The sequence below is a fragment of the Methylobacterium sp. AMS5 genome (assembly GCF_001542815.1).
Taxonomy (GTDB): Bacteria; Pseudomonadota; Alphaproteobacteria; order Rhizobiales; family Beijerinckiaceae; genus Methylobacterium.
In genome coordinates this window covers 1,084,976-1,101,803 of record NZ_CP006992.1, presented here as the reverse complement: position 1 = coordinate 1,101,803, position 16,828 = coordinate 1,084,976, and the positions used below count along the sequence as shown (strand labels likewise).

Annotated in this window: 15 protein-coding genes; 11 read left to right on the top strand and 4 right to left on the bottom strand. The window is 68.1% G+C overall.

Translation table 11 applies throughout. The features are described 5' to 3' along the window. The first annotated feature begins 2 nt into the window (after positions 1 to 2). Together Y590_RS05085 and Y590_RS05080 are read left to right on the top strand one after the other, a co-directional pair. Complete coding sequence (locus tag Y590_RS05085; protein WP_060768911.1) at positions 3 to 833, top strand: beta-keto acid cleavage family enzyme; 831 nt, start codon at positions 3 to 5, stop codon at positions 831 to 833. 374 nt (positions 834 to 1,207) lie between these two features. After that, positions 1,208 to 2,125: a transporter gene (locus Y590_RS05080; protein WP_201026769.1), complete on the top strand. Its 918-nt coding sequence runs from the start codon at positions 1,208 to 1,210 to the stop codon at positions 2,123 to 2,125. Between the two features lie 34 nt (positions 2,126 to 2,159). Here the strand turns inward: Y590_RS05080 and Y590_RS05075 are convergent, their stop codons facing one another. Then, entirely contained in the window at positions 2,160 to 2,819 is a 660-nt protein-coding gene (locus Y590_RS05075) for an HdeD family acid-resistance protein (RefSeq protein WP_060768909.1), read from the bottom strand. 602 nt (positions 2,820 to 3,421) lie between these two features. Between Y590_RS05075 and map the strand changes: the two genes are divergently transcribed. Next, positions 3,422 to 4,174 carry a type I methionyl aminopeptidase gene (map, locus tag Y590_RS05070; RefSeq protein WP_060768908.1) on the top strand — a complete coding sequence of 251 codons (753 nt, stop codon included), beginning with the start codon at positions 3,422 to 3,424 and terminating at the stop codon, positions 4,172 to 4,174. A gap of 12 nt (positions 4,175 to 4,186) precedes the next feature. On the opposite strand, the gene Y590_RS05065 is transcribed toward map, so the two are convergent. After that, positions 4,187 to 4,615, bottom strand: coding sequence for a protein tyrosine phosphatase family protein (locus tag Y590_RS05065; protein ID WP_060768907.1), 429 nt, complete (start codon positions 4,613 to 4,615; stop codon positions 4,187 to 4,189). A 178-nt stretch (positions 4,616 to 4,793) separates the two neighbouring features. Between Y590_RS05065 and Y590_RS05060 the strand changes: the two genes are divergently transcribed. Then, on the top strand, positions 4,794 to 5,171 hold the full coding sequence (locus Y590_RS05060) for a restriction endonuclease (protein WP_003600426.1): 378 nt from the start codon (positions 4,794 to 4,796) through the stop codon (positions 5,169 to 5,171). Positions 5,172 to 5,272: 101 nt separating this feature from the next. Here the strand turns inward: Y590_RS05060 and Y590_RS05055 are convergent, their stop codons facing one another. Next, the gene (locus Y590_RS05055; RefSeq protein WP_060768906.1) at positions 5,273 to 6,661 is read right to left on the bottom strand and encodes an HD-GYP domain-containing protein; all 1,389 of its coding nucleotides are present in this window, start codon (positions 6,659 to 6,661) and stop codon (positions 5,273 to 5,275) included. Between the two features lie 303 nt (positions 6,662 to 6,964). Here Y590_RS05055 and Y590_RS05050 point away from each other — a divergent pair, with 303 nt between their 5' ends. After that, positions 6,965 to 8,119: an acyltransferase family protein gene (locus Y590_RS05050; protein ID WP_060768905.1), complete on the top strand. Its 1,155-nt coding sequence runs from the start codon at positions 6,965 to 6,967 to the stop codon at positions 8,117 to 8,119. A gap of 94 nt (positions 8,120 to 8,213) precedes the next feature. Beyond that, a complete protein-coding gene (locus Y590_RS05045) occupies positions 8,214 to 8,429 on the top strand; it encodes a DUF3606 domain-containing protein (RefSeq protein WP_012252891.1) in 216 nt (71 codons plus the stop codon). 98 nt (positions 8,430 to 8,527) lie between these two features. On the opposite strand, the gene Y590_RS05040 is transcribed toward Y590_RS05045, so the two are convergent. Further along, positions 8,528 to 8,944 (bottom strand): flagellar biosynthesis repressor FlbT, encoded by a 417-nt coding sequence (locus Y590_RS05040; protein ID WP_003600422.1) that lies wholly within the window; start codon positions 8,942 to 8,944, stop codon positions 8,528 to 8,530. A 204-nt stretch (positions 8,945 to 9,148) separates the two neighbouring features. Here Y590_RS05040 and Y590_RS05035 point away from each other — a divergent pair, with 204 nt between their 5' ends. The 5 genes from Y590_RS05035 (at position 9,149) to Y590_RS27205 (ending at position 16,795) form a co-directional block, all read left to right on the top strand. After that, complete coding sequence (locus Y590_RS05035; protein WP_060768904.1) at positions 9,149 to 10,348, top strand: flagellin N-terminal helical domain-containing protein; 1,200 nt, start codon at positions 9,149 to 9,151, stop codon at positions 10,346 to 10,348. Between the two features lie 183 nt (positions 10,349 to 10,531). Next, the gene (locus tag Y590_RS05030; RefSeq protein ID WP_060768903.1) at positions 10,532 to 11,731 is read left to right on the top strand and encodes a flagellin N-terminal helical domain-containing protein; all 1,200 of its coding nucleotides are present in this window, start codon (positions 10,532 to 10,534) and stop codon (positions 11,729 to 11,731) included. Between the two features lie 217 nt (positions 11,732 to 11,948). Then, positions 11,949 to 15,002 carry a penicillin-binding protein 1A gene (locus Y590_RS05025; protein WP_060772165.1) on the top strand — a complete coding sequence of 1,018 codons (3,054 nt, stop codon included), beginning with the start codon at positions 11,949 to 11,951 and terminating at the stop codon, positions 15,000 to 15,002. A 48-nt stretch (positions 15,003 to 15,050) separates the two neighbouring features. Then, the gene (locus tag Y590_RS05020) at positions 15,051 to 16,124 is read left to right on the top strand and encodes a hypothetical protein (protein WP_060768902.1); all 1,074 of its coding nucleotides are present in this window, start codon (positions 15,051 to 15,053) and stop codon (positions 16,122 to 16,124) included. A gap of 359 nt (positions 16,125 to 16,483) precedes the next feature. After that, positions 16,484 to 16,795, top strand: a complete 312-nt coding sequence (locus Y590_RS27205) for a hypothetical protein (RefSeq protein WP_060768901.1) — start codon at positions 16,484 to 16,486, stop codon at positions 16,793 to 16,795. The last annotated feature ends 33 nt before the right edge of the window (positions 16,796 to 16,828 follow it).

Below are 16,828 nucleotides of genomic sequence, written 5' to 3'. Positions count from 1 at the left end.
CCGTGACGCACGACGCCGGCTGGCCGCCGCTCATCCTCGCCAACGCCCCGAACGGCGCCACCCGCAGCAAGGCCGACCATCCCGCCCTGCCGATCACGGAGAGCGAGATCGCCCGCACCGCCGCCGAGATCGCGGAAGCCGGTGCCGCCCTGATCCACGTCCATGTCCGCGACGGACAAGGCCGCCACCTCCTCGACGCGCAGGCCTATCGCGCGGTCACCGCCGCGATCCGCGCCGAGGCCGGGGATCGCCTCGTCGTCCAGATCACCTCGGAGGCCGCCGGGCGCTACGAAGCCCCGGAGCAGATGGCGGTGGTGCGTGCCACGCGCCCCGAGGCGGTGTCGCTGGCGCTGCGCGAGATCGTGCCGGATGCCGGGGCCGAGACCGCGGCGGCAGCGTTCTTCGCCTGGGCGCGGCGCGAGCGCGTCCTCCTCCAGATCATTCTGTACGAACCGGCCGAGGTGGCCCGTTACGCCGATCTCAAAAGCCGCGGCGTGCTCGGCGAGGGCGGGGATTTCCCGCTCTTCGTGCTGGGCCGCTATACGCCCGGACAGGTTTCGCGGCCCGCCGACCTGCTGCCCTTCCTCGCAGCAGGCGGGGAGGGGGTGCCGCTCTGGGCGATCTGCGCCTTCGGCCCGCGGGAGAATGCCTGCGCCCTCGTTGCGGCGGGCCTCGGCGGTCACGTGCGCGTCGGCTTCGAGAACAGCCTGCTCGCGCCCGACGGCCACCCGGCCGAGAGCAATGCCGCCCAGATCCGTCGCGCCGCGGAGGGCGCCCGCCTGCTCGGGCGCCCGCTGGCCGATGCCGACACCGCGCGGGCGCTGATGGCTTGACCCGCTCCGGGCCTCCCCGGACGCCCGATCCGGCGCTGGCGCTGGGCCGGTTCGTATCGGCGGCACTTTGCGATCCGGTCCGTGAGGCTGTGCTTGATACCGGGCCGGCATCTACTTCGGCGGTGGCGCTCCCAAACGGCTTCACATGTGGCTTTGTGCCAGGACGATTTTTAATCCCCCTTTTTTTGAAATCGCGCAGATATTTTTAGTCTGTTGTTTTTGGATTAAAATTGTAACAAGTCTCGAAATTTATCAATTGATCGGCCGAAGCTCGGCTTCTCCCCCCTGGGCCGACCCTCCTAGAAGGAGGCTCAACGAGCAAGGCGTGCCGAGTCGAGGATGGCGGTTCAGGCGCAAGTTCCAGGGGAATCGACTTGAAATTCGGACAGAAAGTGCGGCGCGCCGCGCAGGTCGTCACGTCTGTTTGCGTAGCGGGCGCTTGCCTGGCCGGGGCGTCTTCCTCGGCTCTGGCCCGCTCCGCCGCATTGCCCGGTATCACCGTCGGTCTTCCGACGGGCTGGCAGGTCCCGGAAGGCGTGCAATTGGGGATCACGACGAGCTTCGCCGAGCGCAGCACGCAGCCGCGGGACAGCCAGGGCAACAACAACCTCGCCGTCTTCCTCTGGTCAACGCCCTGGAAGGTACTGGGCGGGCAACTGCGGTTCCTTCAGTCCTTCCCGTTCAATGCGGTCAGCCCGCAGGAAGGCCCCTGGCAGGCCGGCCTCGCCCAGTCGCTGACGACGGCCCAGATCGCCTGGAAGGTCGCGGACAACCTCGGCGTGAGCTACTTCATCGGCGGCTTCTGGCCGACCGACACGCTGTTTGCCCTGCGCTCGGCCTCGATCGCCCAGCGCTTCGCGATCAGCTATGTCGGCGATGGCTGGAACGTGACGGCCAACCTCCATTACGGCACGATGCTGGCGGACAATTCGCCCACCAACGTGCACTATTCCGACTACCTCAACCTCGACCTGACCGCGACCAAGCGGTTCGGCAAATGGTCGTTCGGTGCCGTCGCCTTCGGCTCGACCGACCTGCCGACGAACCGGCAGGGCTACCGGCCTGTCGGACAGGTCGCCATGGGTCCCCTCGTCGCCTACGCGTTCGATACGTTCACGGTCCAGTCCTTCGTCACCCGCGACATCGCACAGCGCAACCTGGGCGGCGAAGAGACACGCGCTTGGCTGCGCTTCCTCGTGCCGCTCTGGCGGCCGGAGAAGGCAGATCAGGTTCCGAACCGCGTCCTCGTTCGGCGCAACAGCGCCGCGGGGCCGGGGGGGGGCGGCGAGTGACGAACCGGCCCGCCTCAGGCGGGCCGGGCAGCGTTCAGCCCGAGGTTCGGGCGTGGTCGCTCCCCGAGAGCGGCTGCGCCTGCCCCGTGTGATGGGAGCGCAGACGAAAGCCGAGGATCAGCAGCATCACGCCGAAGGCCACCGCGTAGGCGCCCAGCCACCACGTCAGCACCAAAGCCGACATGCCGGGATTGATCAGAAGCGCGATCCCGAACAGCACCGAGATCACCCCGCCGAGGCCCAGCCACCAGCGGCCGTAATGCGGGTGGAGGCGGAAGGCCGCCGCGATCATCAGGCCGCCCGAGAGCAGGGCCCAGGCGGCCACGAGAAGCACGAAGGCCCAGACGGCGGCGGCCGGCACGAGAAACGCTGCGACGCCGACCACGAGGTCGAGCAGCCCCTCGAGTAGCAGGAACCCCCAGCGCTCGTGTTGGCGTGCCGCCCGCACCGCTGCGGCGATGCCGAAGAAGCCGTCGACCAGCATGTAGGCCGAGAAGAACAGCACCAGGGAGAGCACGAAGGCCCCCGGCGCCACGAAGGCGATCGCTCCGAACAGGATGGCGAGCGCCCCGCGCAGGGCCACGAGCCACCAGTTGCGGGCCAGGACGGCACTCATCGCGTCGAGGCGGGCCGATCCGGTCGGTGGCAAGCCGGACGGATGCGTTGCACCGGATGTCTCGGACGTTCCAGCCATCTCACACTCCTCCGGGAAGGTTGGGCAAGGTCGGCGCTGCGGCCGGATCGGACCGGGCACGCGCGTCCCATCGGTTGTGCAACGCAACTTAAAGCTGCCTGTTCCCCCGCCTCCCGATAGGGCCGGATGACGAAGCCAATTCGCAAGTGCCCGTACTCAGGACGGTTGGGTTTCCGGCGGAGGCGAAGCGTATCCGATCCGCTTCGGTGGGGATCAACTACGGCAGATCCGCTGTTCGAGATGCCGCTTGCTCGATCCTGAACTCGCGGACCCCGGCATCAAGTTTGGATGTGGCAAGAGACATCCGAGGGTTTCTCGGATTCTGCGCCGGGAACCTTTCGCGGCGTTTCTAGCGGCCCCATGCGTGATCGAAGGGCTTGGCGTGTCCCGGTGCGACCGACGCGGCGTGCCCTCTCGAATTTCGACGAGGAACCGCCCGCTCTCATGCAGGCATTGCCACGGCCCGCGCCACGCCGATGGCTTCGCGGGATCGCCCGAAGATGGCAGAACCGTCCGGCGGGCGCCTCGGCTCGAGAAGCCCACGGCTCTCTGCGAAGGCCGGGACGGGAATGCCGGACCCCGAGCCTGCGAAAGGACGCGACATGACGGTGTCGAACGACGACGAGTTGGCGGGGCTGAAGCAGATCGGCCGCATCGTGGCCGATACGCTGGCCGTGATGGGCCGGGCGATCGAGCCCGGCATGACCACGCGCGAACTCGATGACGTCGGGCGGGCCTTCCTGGAGGCGGCCGGCGCGCGCTCGGCGCCGGAGGCGGTCTACGCCTTTCCGGGCGCGACCTGCATCAGCGTCAACGAGGAGATCGCCCACGGCATCCCCGGCGAGCGCCGTATCGCGCCGGGGGACTTGGTCAATATCGACGTCTCGGCGGAGCGGGACGGCTATTTTGCCGATACGGGCGCGTCGTTCGCCGTGCCGCCGGTGACGCGCGCGGTCGAGCGGCTGTGCAAGGACGGGCGCCGGGCGATGTGGGCGGGCCTGCGTCAGGTCGGCGCCGGCAAGCCGCTTTCGGGCATCGGCCGGGCGGTGGGCACCTTCGCGCACAAGAACGGCTACACGCTGGTGCGCAACCTCGCGAGTCACGGCGTGGGCCTGTCGCTGCACGAGGAGCCGACCGAGATCGCGACCTGGCCCGATCCGTCCGAGCGCCGGATCATGCGGGACGGCATGGTGTTGACCGTCGAGCCGTTCCTGTCGCTGGGCGCGGACTTCGCCGAGGACGGCGACGATCCCTGGACCCTCTACAGCCGGCCGCGCGCCCTCACGGTCCAGTACGAGCACACCGTCGTCGCCACGCGCAACGGTCCGCTGATCCTGACCATGCCAGGACCGTAGCGGCGTCTTCGCTCAGCCCGCATTCGCGTCGAGCCAGCGCTCGGCGCCCGAGAGGTCGTAGCCGTGGCGGGCGCCGTAGGCGGCCACCTCGTCCCTGCCCAAGCGTCCGGCGAGGACTTCGCCGATCGCCCAGAGCGTCAGCGAGCGCGTGCCGCTGCGGCAATGGGCGACGACCGGGCCCGGCGCCGCCTCGACCGCCGCGTGGAAGCGCTCCACCGCCTCGCGGGTGAGGGTGGGGCCGGTCACCGGCAGATCGAGGTAGCCCAGGCCCGCCGCCTCCGCCGCCGCGCGCTCGGCCGCCGTGCCGGGCTGGCCCGGCTCCTCGTCGTCGGGGCGGTTGTTGATGAGGAGGCGCACGCCCTCGGCACCGAGCGCCTCGATCTCCGCGAGGCTCGGCTGGCCGGCCACGGAGAGCTTCGAATCGATGGTTGTCCGCTTCATGCCGCCCACCCCCGTATCGCCGCTTGGGCTCCGGGCGTAGCGTGCACCCTTCGCCGCAACAAGGTAAGGCGCGCGATCGAGGCGGCGGACGTGACGCGGGGGCCCGGCGGGAGCCGTGCGGCTTCCCGTCCGTTTCCCTGGCGCCCGGCGGGACCGGGCCGCTGAACGGAGACACGGGGTGGTGGGGCGGCGCGCCCGTCGCTGGCGCGACGCGGATCCCGAGACGCACGGACCGAAGCCGGCGGCCACGCCGGTCTGCCCCCTCTGCGAGCGGCCGATTCCAGCCCATGCGCGCCAGAGCCTGCATCATCTCACGCCGAAGATGAAGGGCGGCGCCCACGGGGCGACCGTGCGGCTCCATCAGATCTGCCACTCGGCGATCCATGCCCGCTACAGCGAGGCCGAGATCGCCCGGCGGCTCGCCGAGGTCGAGGCGCTGCGCGCCGATCCCGAGATCGCCCGCTTCCTCGACTGGGTGCGCGGCAAGCCCGACGATTTCCACGCCCCGACGCGCAAGACCCGCGACCGGCGTGGCGACGGGGGCGTGCGGCGGTAGGGCGAGACTCACTCGGCCGAGCGGGCATTGTCGGCTCCGACGCTCCGGCGGGGTGCCCGAGTGACCTCGCGCGTGATCTCGGATGAGCCGTGCGTTTCGCCCTATGCCGCCTCGTGCGCCTGCGCCAATTCCACGTCGAGCCCGGCGATGGCCCGTTCCAGCGCCGCGAAGCAGTCGGGATCGAAGGCGGTGCCGACATCGCCGCGCATGATGGCGAGCGCCTTCTCCACGGGCATGGCCTTCCGGTAAGGCCGGTCGGCGGTTAGGGCGTCGAACACGTCGGCGACCGAGACGATCCGTGTTTCAGGCGCGATCGCCTCGCCCTTCAGCCCGCGCGGATAGCCCCTTCCGTCGAGCCGCTCGTGATGGCCGCCCCCGATCCGGGCGATCTCGTGGAAGGCGGCCACCCGTGTCAGGATCGTCTCCGACATCGAGGCGTGGTTGCGCATGTCCTGCCACTCGGCCTCGTCCAGCTTGCCGTTCTTGTCGAGGATCGCGTTCGAGACCCCGAGCTTGCCGACATCGTGCAGCAGCGCGGCCCGCTTCAGCCAGCGTCGGCGTTCCGGCGTGTAGCCGAGTTCGGCCGCGACCATGTCGGCATAGACCGCGACGCGCTCCGAATGGCCCGAGGTGAACGGGCTCTTGGCATCGATGATCTGCGCGAAGGCGCGGGCGATGTCGTCGAGGTAGTCTTCGTCCACCACGATCGGGCTGCGGGGCGCCAGCGCGAACACCGCCGCCTCGACCCTGTCGGAGGCCAGGGTCTCCCAGAAGCCGGGGGCGGCCGCGGCCGCCTCGAAGCAGGCCACGATCTGCGGATCGAACCACGTGCCGGCGCGCGCCCGCACCTCGGCCAGGGCTGCGGCGCGGCCGGCGGAGGCGTGGAAGACGTCGACCACCTGGGCGAGCAGCGCCACGCGGGCATAGAGCGGGATCGCGGGGCCGGCGAGCCGATCGGGCCGGCCGCCGCCGTTCCAGTGCTCGTCGAGGGCGTGGATGGCTTCGCAGACGCTGGCCGGGAAGCGTAACTGCCGGGCGATCTCGGCGCCGCGCTGACACCGGGTCTGGATCAGTTCGTCGACGATCGTACCCCCGTTCTGCAGGATGTTGAGCACCGCCCGGAAACGGTCCGCCAAGCCGGCCTTGAGACCCGTATGCGAAAAGACGAAGCCCAGAACCTTCGGCAGGCTGTCGCTGACCGTCTTGAAGTCACGCTTGAAGCTCAGGTCGTCCGACAGGTAGAGTTCACAGATGCGCGCGGCATTGCTGGAGCAGCCGAGATCCTTCAGCATCACGGTGTGGTAGAGTTCCCAGAGCTGCAGTTCGGGCAGGCCCATCTGCCGGCCGATATGGAAGCCGATCCAGGTTGCGCGCACGCAATGCCCGACGGGTTGGCCCTCCGTCAGATCGAGGGCGTGGCTCAGGGCGCCGAGAATCTCCGAAAGTTGGACGGTCCTGGTCTCCTCCTCGCTGCCCGACACGATGTGCATGACTTCCCCCCATCCGTCCTCTTGCTCTTCGGCCGGAACACTGCTCGCAGAGCCTGATGAAAGCGTTGCGCCGCGACGGCGACCCGGCCGGATGGTGAACGGACTCTGCGTGTTACTGCATCCGCAGGTTTGCCAGGGGCGAATACGGCGTTTCAGCCGAGGGCGCGGCAACCGGTGGGAAATGTCCGGCCGTGTTGCTGCGGTGTTAACCGCATGGCGAGATCGCCGGGCCGTGCTCGCGGGCGCTTAACGCTTCGGCGCCACCATCGCGGCTCGATCCCGCCCGCACCAGGTCCGCCCGCCATGACCGCAGCGCCCTCCATAGCGTCCACCGCGGCCACCCGCCCCCTCCGCCCGCTTCCCGAAGAGGCCGCCCGGCTCGCCTGGGTCGATGTCGCCAAGGGCCTTTGCATCATCCTCGTCGTGATGATGCATTCGACGCTCGGCACCGGCGAGGCCCTGGGCGGCGAGGGCTTCCTTCATACGGTCGTCGAATTCGCCAAGCCGTTCCGGATCCCCGACTTCTTCCTGCTCTCGGGGCTCTTCCTCGGCCGGGTGATCGACCGCGACTGGCGGCTGTTCGCGGACCGGCGCGTGGTCCACTTCGCCTATTTCTACGGGCTGTGGGTGGTGATCCAGTCGCTGTTCAAGGCCGGCTCGATCGTCGGCGGGGCGGACGGGATCGCGGAGAAACTCGCCGCCTTCGGCCTGCACCTCGCGGAGGCGCTGGTGGTGCCCTACTCGACGCTGTGGTTCGTCTACCTGCTCGCGGTGTTCTCGGTGGTGACGAAGCTGCTCCACCGCCGGGTGCCGCCGGCCCTGCTGCTCGTCGCGGCGGCCGTGCTGCAGATCCTGCCGACGAGCGGCCTGCCGGAACTCCTGGACGAGTTCTGTGAGCGCTACGTCTACTTCCTGGGCGGCTACCTCTTCGCCGAGTGGATCTTCCGCTTCGCCGATCGGGTGCGCGAGCGGGCCGGCCTCGCGGTCGCAGGCCTCGCCCTGTGGGCCGTGCTGGAGGCCGTGTTCGTGTTCACGCCGACGGGGATCGAGGCGCTGCCGACGCTCGCGCGCCTGCCGGTGGTCAGCCTGGCGCTCGGTACGGTCGGTGCGCTCGCCATCGTCGCCTTTGCCGGGCTGATGACCCGTGCGGGCGGCCCCGTCACCGCGGCGCTGCGCGCCTGCGGCGAGCGCTCCATCGTGATCTATCTCGGCTTCTTCCTGCCGATGGCGCTCACCCGAACCCTGATCGCCCGGTTCAACGACGCACAGCCCGATCTCGCCCTCGACGTCGGGCTCGCGAGCCTCGTCGTCACCGTGGCGGCGGTGACGGTGCCGCTCGCCTTCGAGCGGCTGATACGCGGCACCCGCCTGGATTTTCTGTTCCGGCGCCCGGCCGCCTTCCACATCGCGGCCGCGCCGGCACGCCTGCGGCCGGCGGCGGCCCCACGGGAGGCATGAGCGGACGGCCGTCGGCGGAACCATCCGGCCCCGCCCGCCGGTTTGCCCCCTTTGGCCCGCTTCCTCGTGCGGGCGCGATCGGGAGGACAGGGGCATGGTGCAGGAAGCGTCCGACGTCGGACATGCGGTGAGCGGCGATCCCGCCCAGGTGGTTCTCGACGCCCCGCGGGACCGCGCCTACTGGGCGCGTCGGTTCGAGGTGCCGGCGGAGCAGGTGCAGGCGGCGGTCGAGGCGGTGGGCTCCGATGCCGCCCGGGTCGCCGCCCATCTCGGCAAGCCCTGGCCCTACGAGAAGAGCGGCATCGTGTGAGGCCGCAAAGGGCGGGGCGATCCCCGGCCCAGTGAAAGCGTCGTCCTGGATCCTCGTTTCAGGACGAGGCTTCGGGCTCCCGCGCCGGCCTCGGCCGCTCAGCCTTGATGCGCATCCGCATCGCGGCTCGCCTCGAGATGGTCGAGGAGCTGGCGCTCATAGGCGATCAACTCGCGCCCACGCTTGATCGCGCGGTGATACTGGCGCGCCGAGAGTTCGTCCTGAATCGCGAGGATGTAGGGCGCCATGCTCGGCGACGCCTTCATGATCTCCGTGGCTTGGCGCACGAACAGATCCTCGGCCTCCGGCGGGTTGTCGGCGAGATAGATGAACTGGAGCGTCACGCAGAGGCGCTTGGCCGCGGTGTCCGCCTCGGTCTCGGTGATGATCTCGCTCTCGCGCAGGAATTTGCACTGGTTCTCGATCACGAAGGTCGAGCGGCGGTCGCCGTTGCGGATCAGCGCGCCGTTGATGATCAGCCGCTCCTGGGGCTTGAGCTCGATGCGCAGGGCCATGGTGGACAGTTCCTTGGTGGGACGAAACGAAGCAAAGGTCGTGATGTTCTCTTAACCACGATGACAAGGCTTTGCGCGATGCTTGCGTTTGACAGGCGAAAGCGGCGGAATCGGACGATCGGATTAAGGTCTCGGCAAGGCGCGGGGTGGAGGGTCCGGGTGTCGCCAAAAAGGCGGTATCAAGACCCACAAGGATCGCCCCCCATGTCCTCCGGCATCACGCTTTCGTCCGCCACCCGTCAGAACCTGCTCTCGCTGCAGGACACCTCTTCGCTGACGGCCACCACCCAGAACCGCCTTGCCACCGGCCTCAAGGTTTCCTCCGCCCTCGATAGCCCCGTCAACTTCTTCACCGCGCAGAACCTGTCGAACCGCTCGACCGATCTGGGTGGCCTGCTCGACGGCATCTCGAACGGCGTCCAGGCGATCCAGGCCGCCAACCAGGGCATCACCTCGATCCAGAAGCTGATCGACTCGGCCAAGTCCACCGCCAACCAGGCGCTGTCGACGCAGATCACGACGACCGGCACCGCGGGCACTGCCTACGCTACTACGAGTTCCGCGACTTCGGTTAAACTGTACGTGAACGGACAGGCGACGACGGCGAGCATCGCTTCCAACTCGACCATCGACGGCGCCGTCTCTGCGCTCAACACCGCAGCCGGCTCGACGATGTTCTCCAAGGACACATCCGGGACGAAGATCGTGCTGAACGCCAGCGCGGCGGTCGAGTTCGCCACCACGGCCGGTCAGACGGCCTTGGGTTTTGCCACCGGCACAACCAGCGCCGCTACGGTTGCCAAGTATGGCACCGGCAACGATGTCGTAACCTCGGGTACCAACTTAACGGTGGCAGGCGTAGATACCCGCGCCAAACTTGCCGAGCAGTACAACAGCCTGCTGACCCAGATCACGCAGCTCGCCAAGGATTCGAGCTTCAACGGCACGAACCTGATCAGCAACGGCGACCCTACGAACAAGCTGCACATCGCCTTCAACGAGAAGGACACCTCGAACCTCGACGTCCAGGGCCAGGATCTGACGGCCGACGGCCTGAGCCTGACCTCGATCACCGGCAACTCGGGTACGTCAGTGAACGGCCAGGGCAACTTCCTGCTCGACGACGACATCAAGGGCACGCTGACCAAGCTGACTTCAGGCTCCGATACCCTGCGCACGGCGAGCTCGACCTTCGGCTCGAACCTCTCCGTGGTGCAGAACCGTCAGAGCTTCTCGAAGAACCTGATCAACGTGCTCGATACCGGTGCGGCGAACCTGACCAACGCCGACCTCAACCTGGAGGCAGCCAACTCCCAGGCGCTCTCGACCCGTCAGTCGCTGGGCATCTCGGCGCTGTCGCTCGCCAACCAGGCGCAGCAGAGCATCCTCCAGCTCCTGCGCTGATCGCGTTCCCTGAGACGCATCGCACCAGCAAAAGAGACGGTCGGGACCTTGTTCCGACCGTCTCCCCATTCCAAAATTGAAAATTATTCGGCCGAAAAAAGATCGTTAACGCTAAAGAAACCATGGGCATGGTGAATTAACCCTAATACCGGATCGGTATCGATCTGAACGGGGTTGTTACCCATGTCTTCGAGCGTCACGCTTTCCGCCGCCACCCGTCAGAACCTGCTCTCGCTGCAGGACACCTCGGCTCTGACGGCCACCACTCAGAACCGGCTGGCAACGGGACTGAAGGTCTCGTCGGCCCTCGATAATCCGGTGAACTTCTTCACCGCGCAGTCCTTCAACAGTCGATCGGGCGATCTCAATTCGCTGCTCGACTCGATCTCGAACGGCATCCAGACGATCCAGGCGGCCAACCAGGGCATCACCTCGATCCAGAAGCTGATCGACTCGGCCAAGTCCACCGCCAACCAGGCGCTGTCGACGCAGATCACGACGACCGGTACCGCGGGCACTGCCTACGCTACTACGAGTTCCGCGACTTCGGTTAAACTGTACGTGAACGGACAGGCGACGACGGCGAGCATCGCTTCCAACTCGACCATCGACGGCGCCATCACTGCGCTCAACACCGCAGCCGGCTCGACGATGTTCTCCAAGGACACGACCGGGACGAAGATCGTGCTGAACGCCAGCGCGGCGGTCGAGTTCGCCACCACGGCCGGTCAGTCAGCCTTGGGTTTTGCCACCGGCACAACCAGCGCCGCTACGGTTGCCAAGTATGGCACCGGCAACGATGTCGTAACCTCGGGTACCAACTTAACGGTGGCAGGCGTAGATACCCGCGCCAAACTTGCCGAGCAGTACAATAGCCTGCTGACCCAGATCACGCAGCTGGCCAAGGATTCGAGCTTCAACGGCGTGAATCTGATCAGTAACAGTGACCCCTCGAACAAGCTGCACATCGCCTTTAACGAGCGCGACACCGCCAATCTCGACATCCAAGGCCAGGATCTGACGGCCGACGGCCTGCTCCTGACCTCGATCACCGGCAACTCGGGCACGTCAGTGAACGGCCAGGGCAACTTCCTGCTCGACACCGACATCAAGGGCACGCTGACCAAGCTGACGGCAGGCTCCGACACCCTGCGCTCGGCGAGCTCGACCTTCGGCTCGAATCTTTCCGTGGTGCAGAACCGGCAGGACTTCACCAAGCGGCTCGTCAACATCCTCGATACCGGCGCCTCGAACCTGACCAATGCCGACCTCAACGAGGAGGCAGCCAACTCCCAGGCGCTCTCGACCCGTCAGTCGCTGGGCATCTCGGCGCTGTCGCTCGCCAACCAAGCGCAGCAGGGCATCCTCCAGCTCCTGCGCTGATCGGCATCGGTCGTCGCAGGCGGGTGGGTTTCGGGGGCGATCGCGCGAAGCGGTCGCCCCTTTTTCGTTGGAGGGGCTGGCGTCCACACCCGCCGTCGACGCATCCCCGCCCCGTGGCGTCCGGGCGAGCCTGTCCATAAATCAGCCGCGTTGTGCGCCGCTTGATCGGACTTGGTACGCTCTCCGTCGCGTGCCGGCCGGGGACCCCAACCGCTCGATGAACGCCATCCTGATCAAGCTGTTCGCGACCGCTCTGACCCTGTCCCAGGTCACGACGCGGCCCGACGCGGTGCGGACCCAGTTCGACCCGGCCAAGGATGGCGGGCAGGTCGTGGCGATCCTGCGCGACGGCTGCGCCCACATGCGCAAGTCCTTCGACATCGAGGACATCAATCTCGATGAGCTGATCTCCACCGCCATGGAGGATCCGAGCGCGGTGGCGGGCGACAACGCGCCCAAGATCCTGCACGGGCTCGACATCGCCGAGCTGAACACGAGCTACAAGCAATTCTGCAAGGGCGAGAACCCTGCCAACTCCCCCTTCGAGGCGGCGGCGGTGATCGCCTTCTACAACAACGCCGTGAAGGATCTGCCCTCGGCTGAGGCCCTGCGCGACATCAAGCTTCCCAGTGCCAGCGTCATCCTGGATGCGGCGGGCAAGCCCTATTCCGAAACCTTCGAGACGCATGGGCGCCGCCTCGTCGTGCCGATCGAAGGCGTGCCCGACCTCGTGCAAAAGGCCTTCGTCGCGGCCGAGGACAAGCGTTTCTACCAGCACCACGGCATCGACGAGCGCGGGGTGATCCGCGCCTTCGTCGGCAACCTCGCCTCGCCGGGGCGCCCGGCCGGCGGCTCGACCATCACGCAGCAGGTGGTGAAAAACCTGTCGGTGGGCGACGACGTCACCTACGAGCGCAAGATCCGCGAGATGATCGTGGCTTCGCGCCTGGAGCGGCTCCAGACCAAGCCGCAGATCCTCGGGCTCTACCTCAACGGGATCTATCTCGGCCGCGGCGCCTACGGCATCGAGATGGCCGCGCGCTCGTGGTTCGGGAAGTCGGTCGGCGCGCTGACGCTGCCCGAGGCCGCCCTGCTCGCCGGCCTGCCGAAGGGCCCGAACTACTACAGCCCCGACAAATACCCGGAGCGGGCGCGGGAGCGGCGCGCCTACGTGCTGAGCCGGATGAAGGAAGAGGGCACGATCACCGAGGCGCAGATGAATGCGGCGCTGGCCTCCGATCTCGGGATCAAGCCGCCGGATGCCACGCGCCAGGATTCCGGTTTCTACCTCGTCGATCACGTGGCGCGCGAGACGCGCACCTTCGCCGGGCTCGAAACGCTCACCAACGCGAGCTACACCGTGCGTGCCACGGTGAATGCCGGCCTGCAAAGCGCGCTCGAAGCGGCGCTGCAGGAGGGGCTGGCGACCTACGAGCGCGGCACCGGCCGCGCCCGCTACGAGGGACCGGAACTGAACCTGTCCGAGGCGATCAAGCGCATCGAGGCCGCGGCGCCCGCGCCGGCGGTCGAGCCGGCCCCCGCGCCCGAGACGAAGAGGGGGCCCAAGACAGGGGTGGGTAAGGGGGTGGGCAAGGCGGCCGCGAAGGCGCCGGCCCAGCCCACCGTCCAGCCGGCTTGGCAGCGCGCGCTCGTCTCCGCCCGGCCGCCGCTCTACGACGTGCGCTGGCCGCTCGCGGTGGTGCTCCAGACGGGCAAGAACGGCACCAGGATCGGCCTGCCCGACGGACGGGTCGCGAGCCTGGAGCCCGGCCCCGCGCGCGGAAAGCTTCAAGTGTACGATGCCGTCCGGGTGCGCTTGCGCGAGGGCAAGGGCAGCCTCCGCGCCGACCTGCGCGTGCGCCCCACCGTCCAGGGGGCCGCTATCGTGCTGGAGAACCGCACGGGCAGGATTCTGGCGATGAGCGGGGGCTTCTCCTATCCGCTGAGCCAGCTCAACCGCGTGACGCAGGCCGTGCGCCAGCCGGGCTCGACCCTGAAGCCGCTGACCTACCTCGCCGCATTGAATGCGGGGCTTCAGCCCAACACCCTGGTGATGGATTCCGCCGTGACCCTGCCGCCGATCGGCGGAGTCGGCGATTCGTGGTCGCCCAAGAACTACGACGGCGGCGGCTCCGGCGCGACGACGATCCGGCGCGGGCTCGAATTCTCCAAGAACCTCGTCACCGCTCGCCTGCTCCAGGGCGGCATCGCGCCCAAGGCGCCCGACAGCCTGCAGCGGGTCTGCGACATCGCGCTGGAGGCCCAGCTCTATGCCGAGTGCGAGCGCTACTATCCCTTCGTGCTCGGCGCCCAGCCGGTGCGGATGATCGATCTGGCGAGCTTCTACGCCGCCATCGCCAACGAGGGTGCGCGTCCGAGCGCCTACGCCCTGGAAGCGGTCGAGCGCGACGGCAAACCGGTCTACCGCCATCCCGACAAGGCGCCGGTGCGGATCGGCTCGGCGGACCGGGTGGCGTTCTACCAGCTCAAGACCATGCTCCAGGGCGTGACCCAGCACGGCACCGCCGCCGCGCTCTCGGGCATATCGGCCTACGTCGCCGGCAAGACCGGCACCTCGGAGAACGAGAACGACGCATGGTTTGCCGGCTTCTCGAACGAGATCACCGTGGTGGTCTGGGCCGGCTACGACAATGCCGACGGCGTGCGCCGCACGCTCGGCCGCGGCCAGACCGGCGGCCACGTCTCGGTGCCGATCGCGCGGGCGATCTTCCAGGCGGCCTGGGCCCACGGCGTGGCCCGCACGCCGCTGGCGCCGCCCTCTCCGGAGGCGAAGGCGTTGATCGCCGACCTGCCGATCGAGCCGAGGAGCGGCCAGCGCGTCGCGAGTGGCGGCGTCGTCGAGCATTTCCGCCTCAAGGGGGGGCAAGTGGCCGACACGCAATACGTGCTGGTGCCCCGCGACACGCTCTACGCCATGCGTCCCGATGCGGAGGACGGCGATTACGCCAACGCCGAGGACGGGGCGGACGTCGCCGGCGACCTCTTCGGCAACCTGCCGGGCGGGCGCCGGAACACCGAAGACCCGTTCGCGCAGCGGCGCAGCGCCGAGACCGATTCCGACCGGACGGCCGACCCTTGGGGGCTGCGCCGCGATCGCCGGGAGGAGCCGCAGGCTTGGCCCGGCCGCGACCGCTACGGGCAGGTCAACCCGGTTCCGTTCGGCTCGCCCTTCGACGACGATGGCGACACCCGCACGCGCCCGCGCCGCCGCGATCCCGATTACCCGTTCGGCGACGACCCGGGCTACTGAGCCTGCGCCCTCCGACGCCCTCCCTCATCGACTCCTCCGAGGTCCGCTTTGCCCAGGCAGTTTCCGGCCGCCCTTGTCGTCGCGCTCGCGCTGGCGGTGCCCGCCCGCGCGCAAGAGGCGGCGAAAGATTTCCCCAAGGATCTCCCGAAGCCCGCCGCCCTGGTCTCCGACCGGGTCAAGGACGTGCCGGCCCTCACGCCCGGCGACGCCACGAGCCTCAAGCCCGGCACGGTGCTGTTCACCGACCACCGCGAGGCCGCCTCGGCCAATCCGGAGAGCGGGCTGATCGCTTTCGATGCGTGGCGGAAGGCGCGGGCCGCGGAGGCCGCCGCGCTGAGCCCCTGGCCCGGCTACGTCGAGCCCGACTACTCCCAGACGGTGAACGGCGTCGCCAAGCCGCGCCACGAGACCCTGAAGGTCTACGTTGCGGAAGGCCGCTTCGTCGTGGCCAAGCCACCCTCCGCCATCGACCTGTCGGCTTTCGCCAATCTCGACTTCCTGGCCAAGATGGACCCGGTGATCCGCCACAAGCGGCTCGAACCGGCGGAGGTGACCCCGACCAAGGACCCGGCTGCCGCCTTTGCCAAGCGCCCCGACCGGCCCTGGTGCGGGGCGGGCGGCGTGTGCATCGAGTCGCGCTACGATCTCGAGGGCAAGCTGCCGCTCGGCGTGAAGCTCGCCAACAAGCTCGAACTCGGCAGCTCGAAGAAGGTCGCGGAGTTCGTCTCGTTCCAGAGCGAGTTACGGGTGCTGCCGCCGGCCGAGGCCGCGGGTCTCGCGGCGCTCACGAAGATCGACACGCCCGTGGCGGGCGGGCTCGAACAGACGATCTTCTGGGTCAATCAGATCCTGCGCTTCGGCAAGTTCCTGGCGGTGATGCAGCCGGCCCCCGACGATCCGAACCGGACCGTGGTGACGACCTACATGGCCCTCGCCATCAAGGCCGACGTGCTGGAGCGCAAGCAGGAATATGCCCGCGTGCCGGTGCTGAAAAACCTGCTGCCGGTGCAGGTGCTGATGGGCAATTCCTCGTTCAACACCGGCACCTCGATCAGCGCCGGCGTGCCGACCTACGCCCGCAACCGCATCGTCGCCTTCGCCGACGCCCTGGCGAAGCGGTAGCGCACATCCGCCCGTGTCACCTGTTTCTCACAAAAGTGTGAGCAGGAAGGGGTCTGTAACCGGAAGGGCACAGACACGCGCTGGTATACTGGATAAAGTACAACGACTCGTTCCTGAGACCGCGAGTTACCTCATCCGGCGCGCCCCATAGGCGCGCCGCTTTTTGTTGGGCTGATCCCCCGTTCTGCTCGCCGGTGAAATCTGATGCTTGGCGCCATCCATTGAAGGCGTGAGCTGGTCGGCCGGTTCGTCTCGCAACGCCACGGTGCGATGGCGACGGCCTCGTCCTGAATCCGACGGGTGAGGCAGCTCAGCACGGTGGTTTGGGTGTTCGACTGCGCAGCGCGGGCGACCACGAGATGGGCGACTGGACCGTCGGGCCCTTCGATGCCGCCGGGGATCTGGAAGAGGGCGAGTCCGTTCTCACGCACCAGAGGGCAGTCATCGACCATGCCGCACGGGATGACGACGCCGTGGCCGAGACAGGTATCCGCTATTCCCTCGCGGCGCGGCTTGCTGGCACCGTAAGCGCCGTCGATACAGCCGGCGGCGTCAGCGCGGGCATGGCGCGCGCTCAACCTAAGACCTGCCCCGTCTGGCTTTGCCGGGAGCATTGGTCTTCGTCGGCGTTTGGGTCTGATCTGTTGTTCTTAGTGAAAACGTTCTACTGAAAGGTGTCCGGAAAGGGTTTGGATCAAAGTACA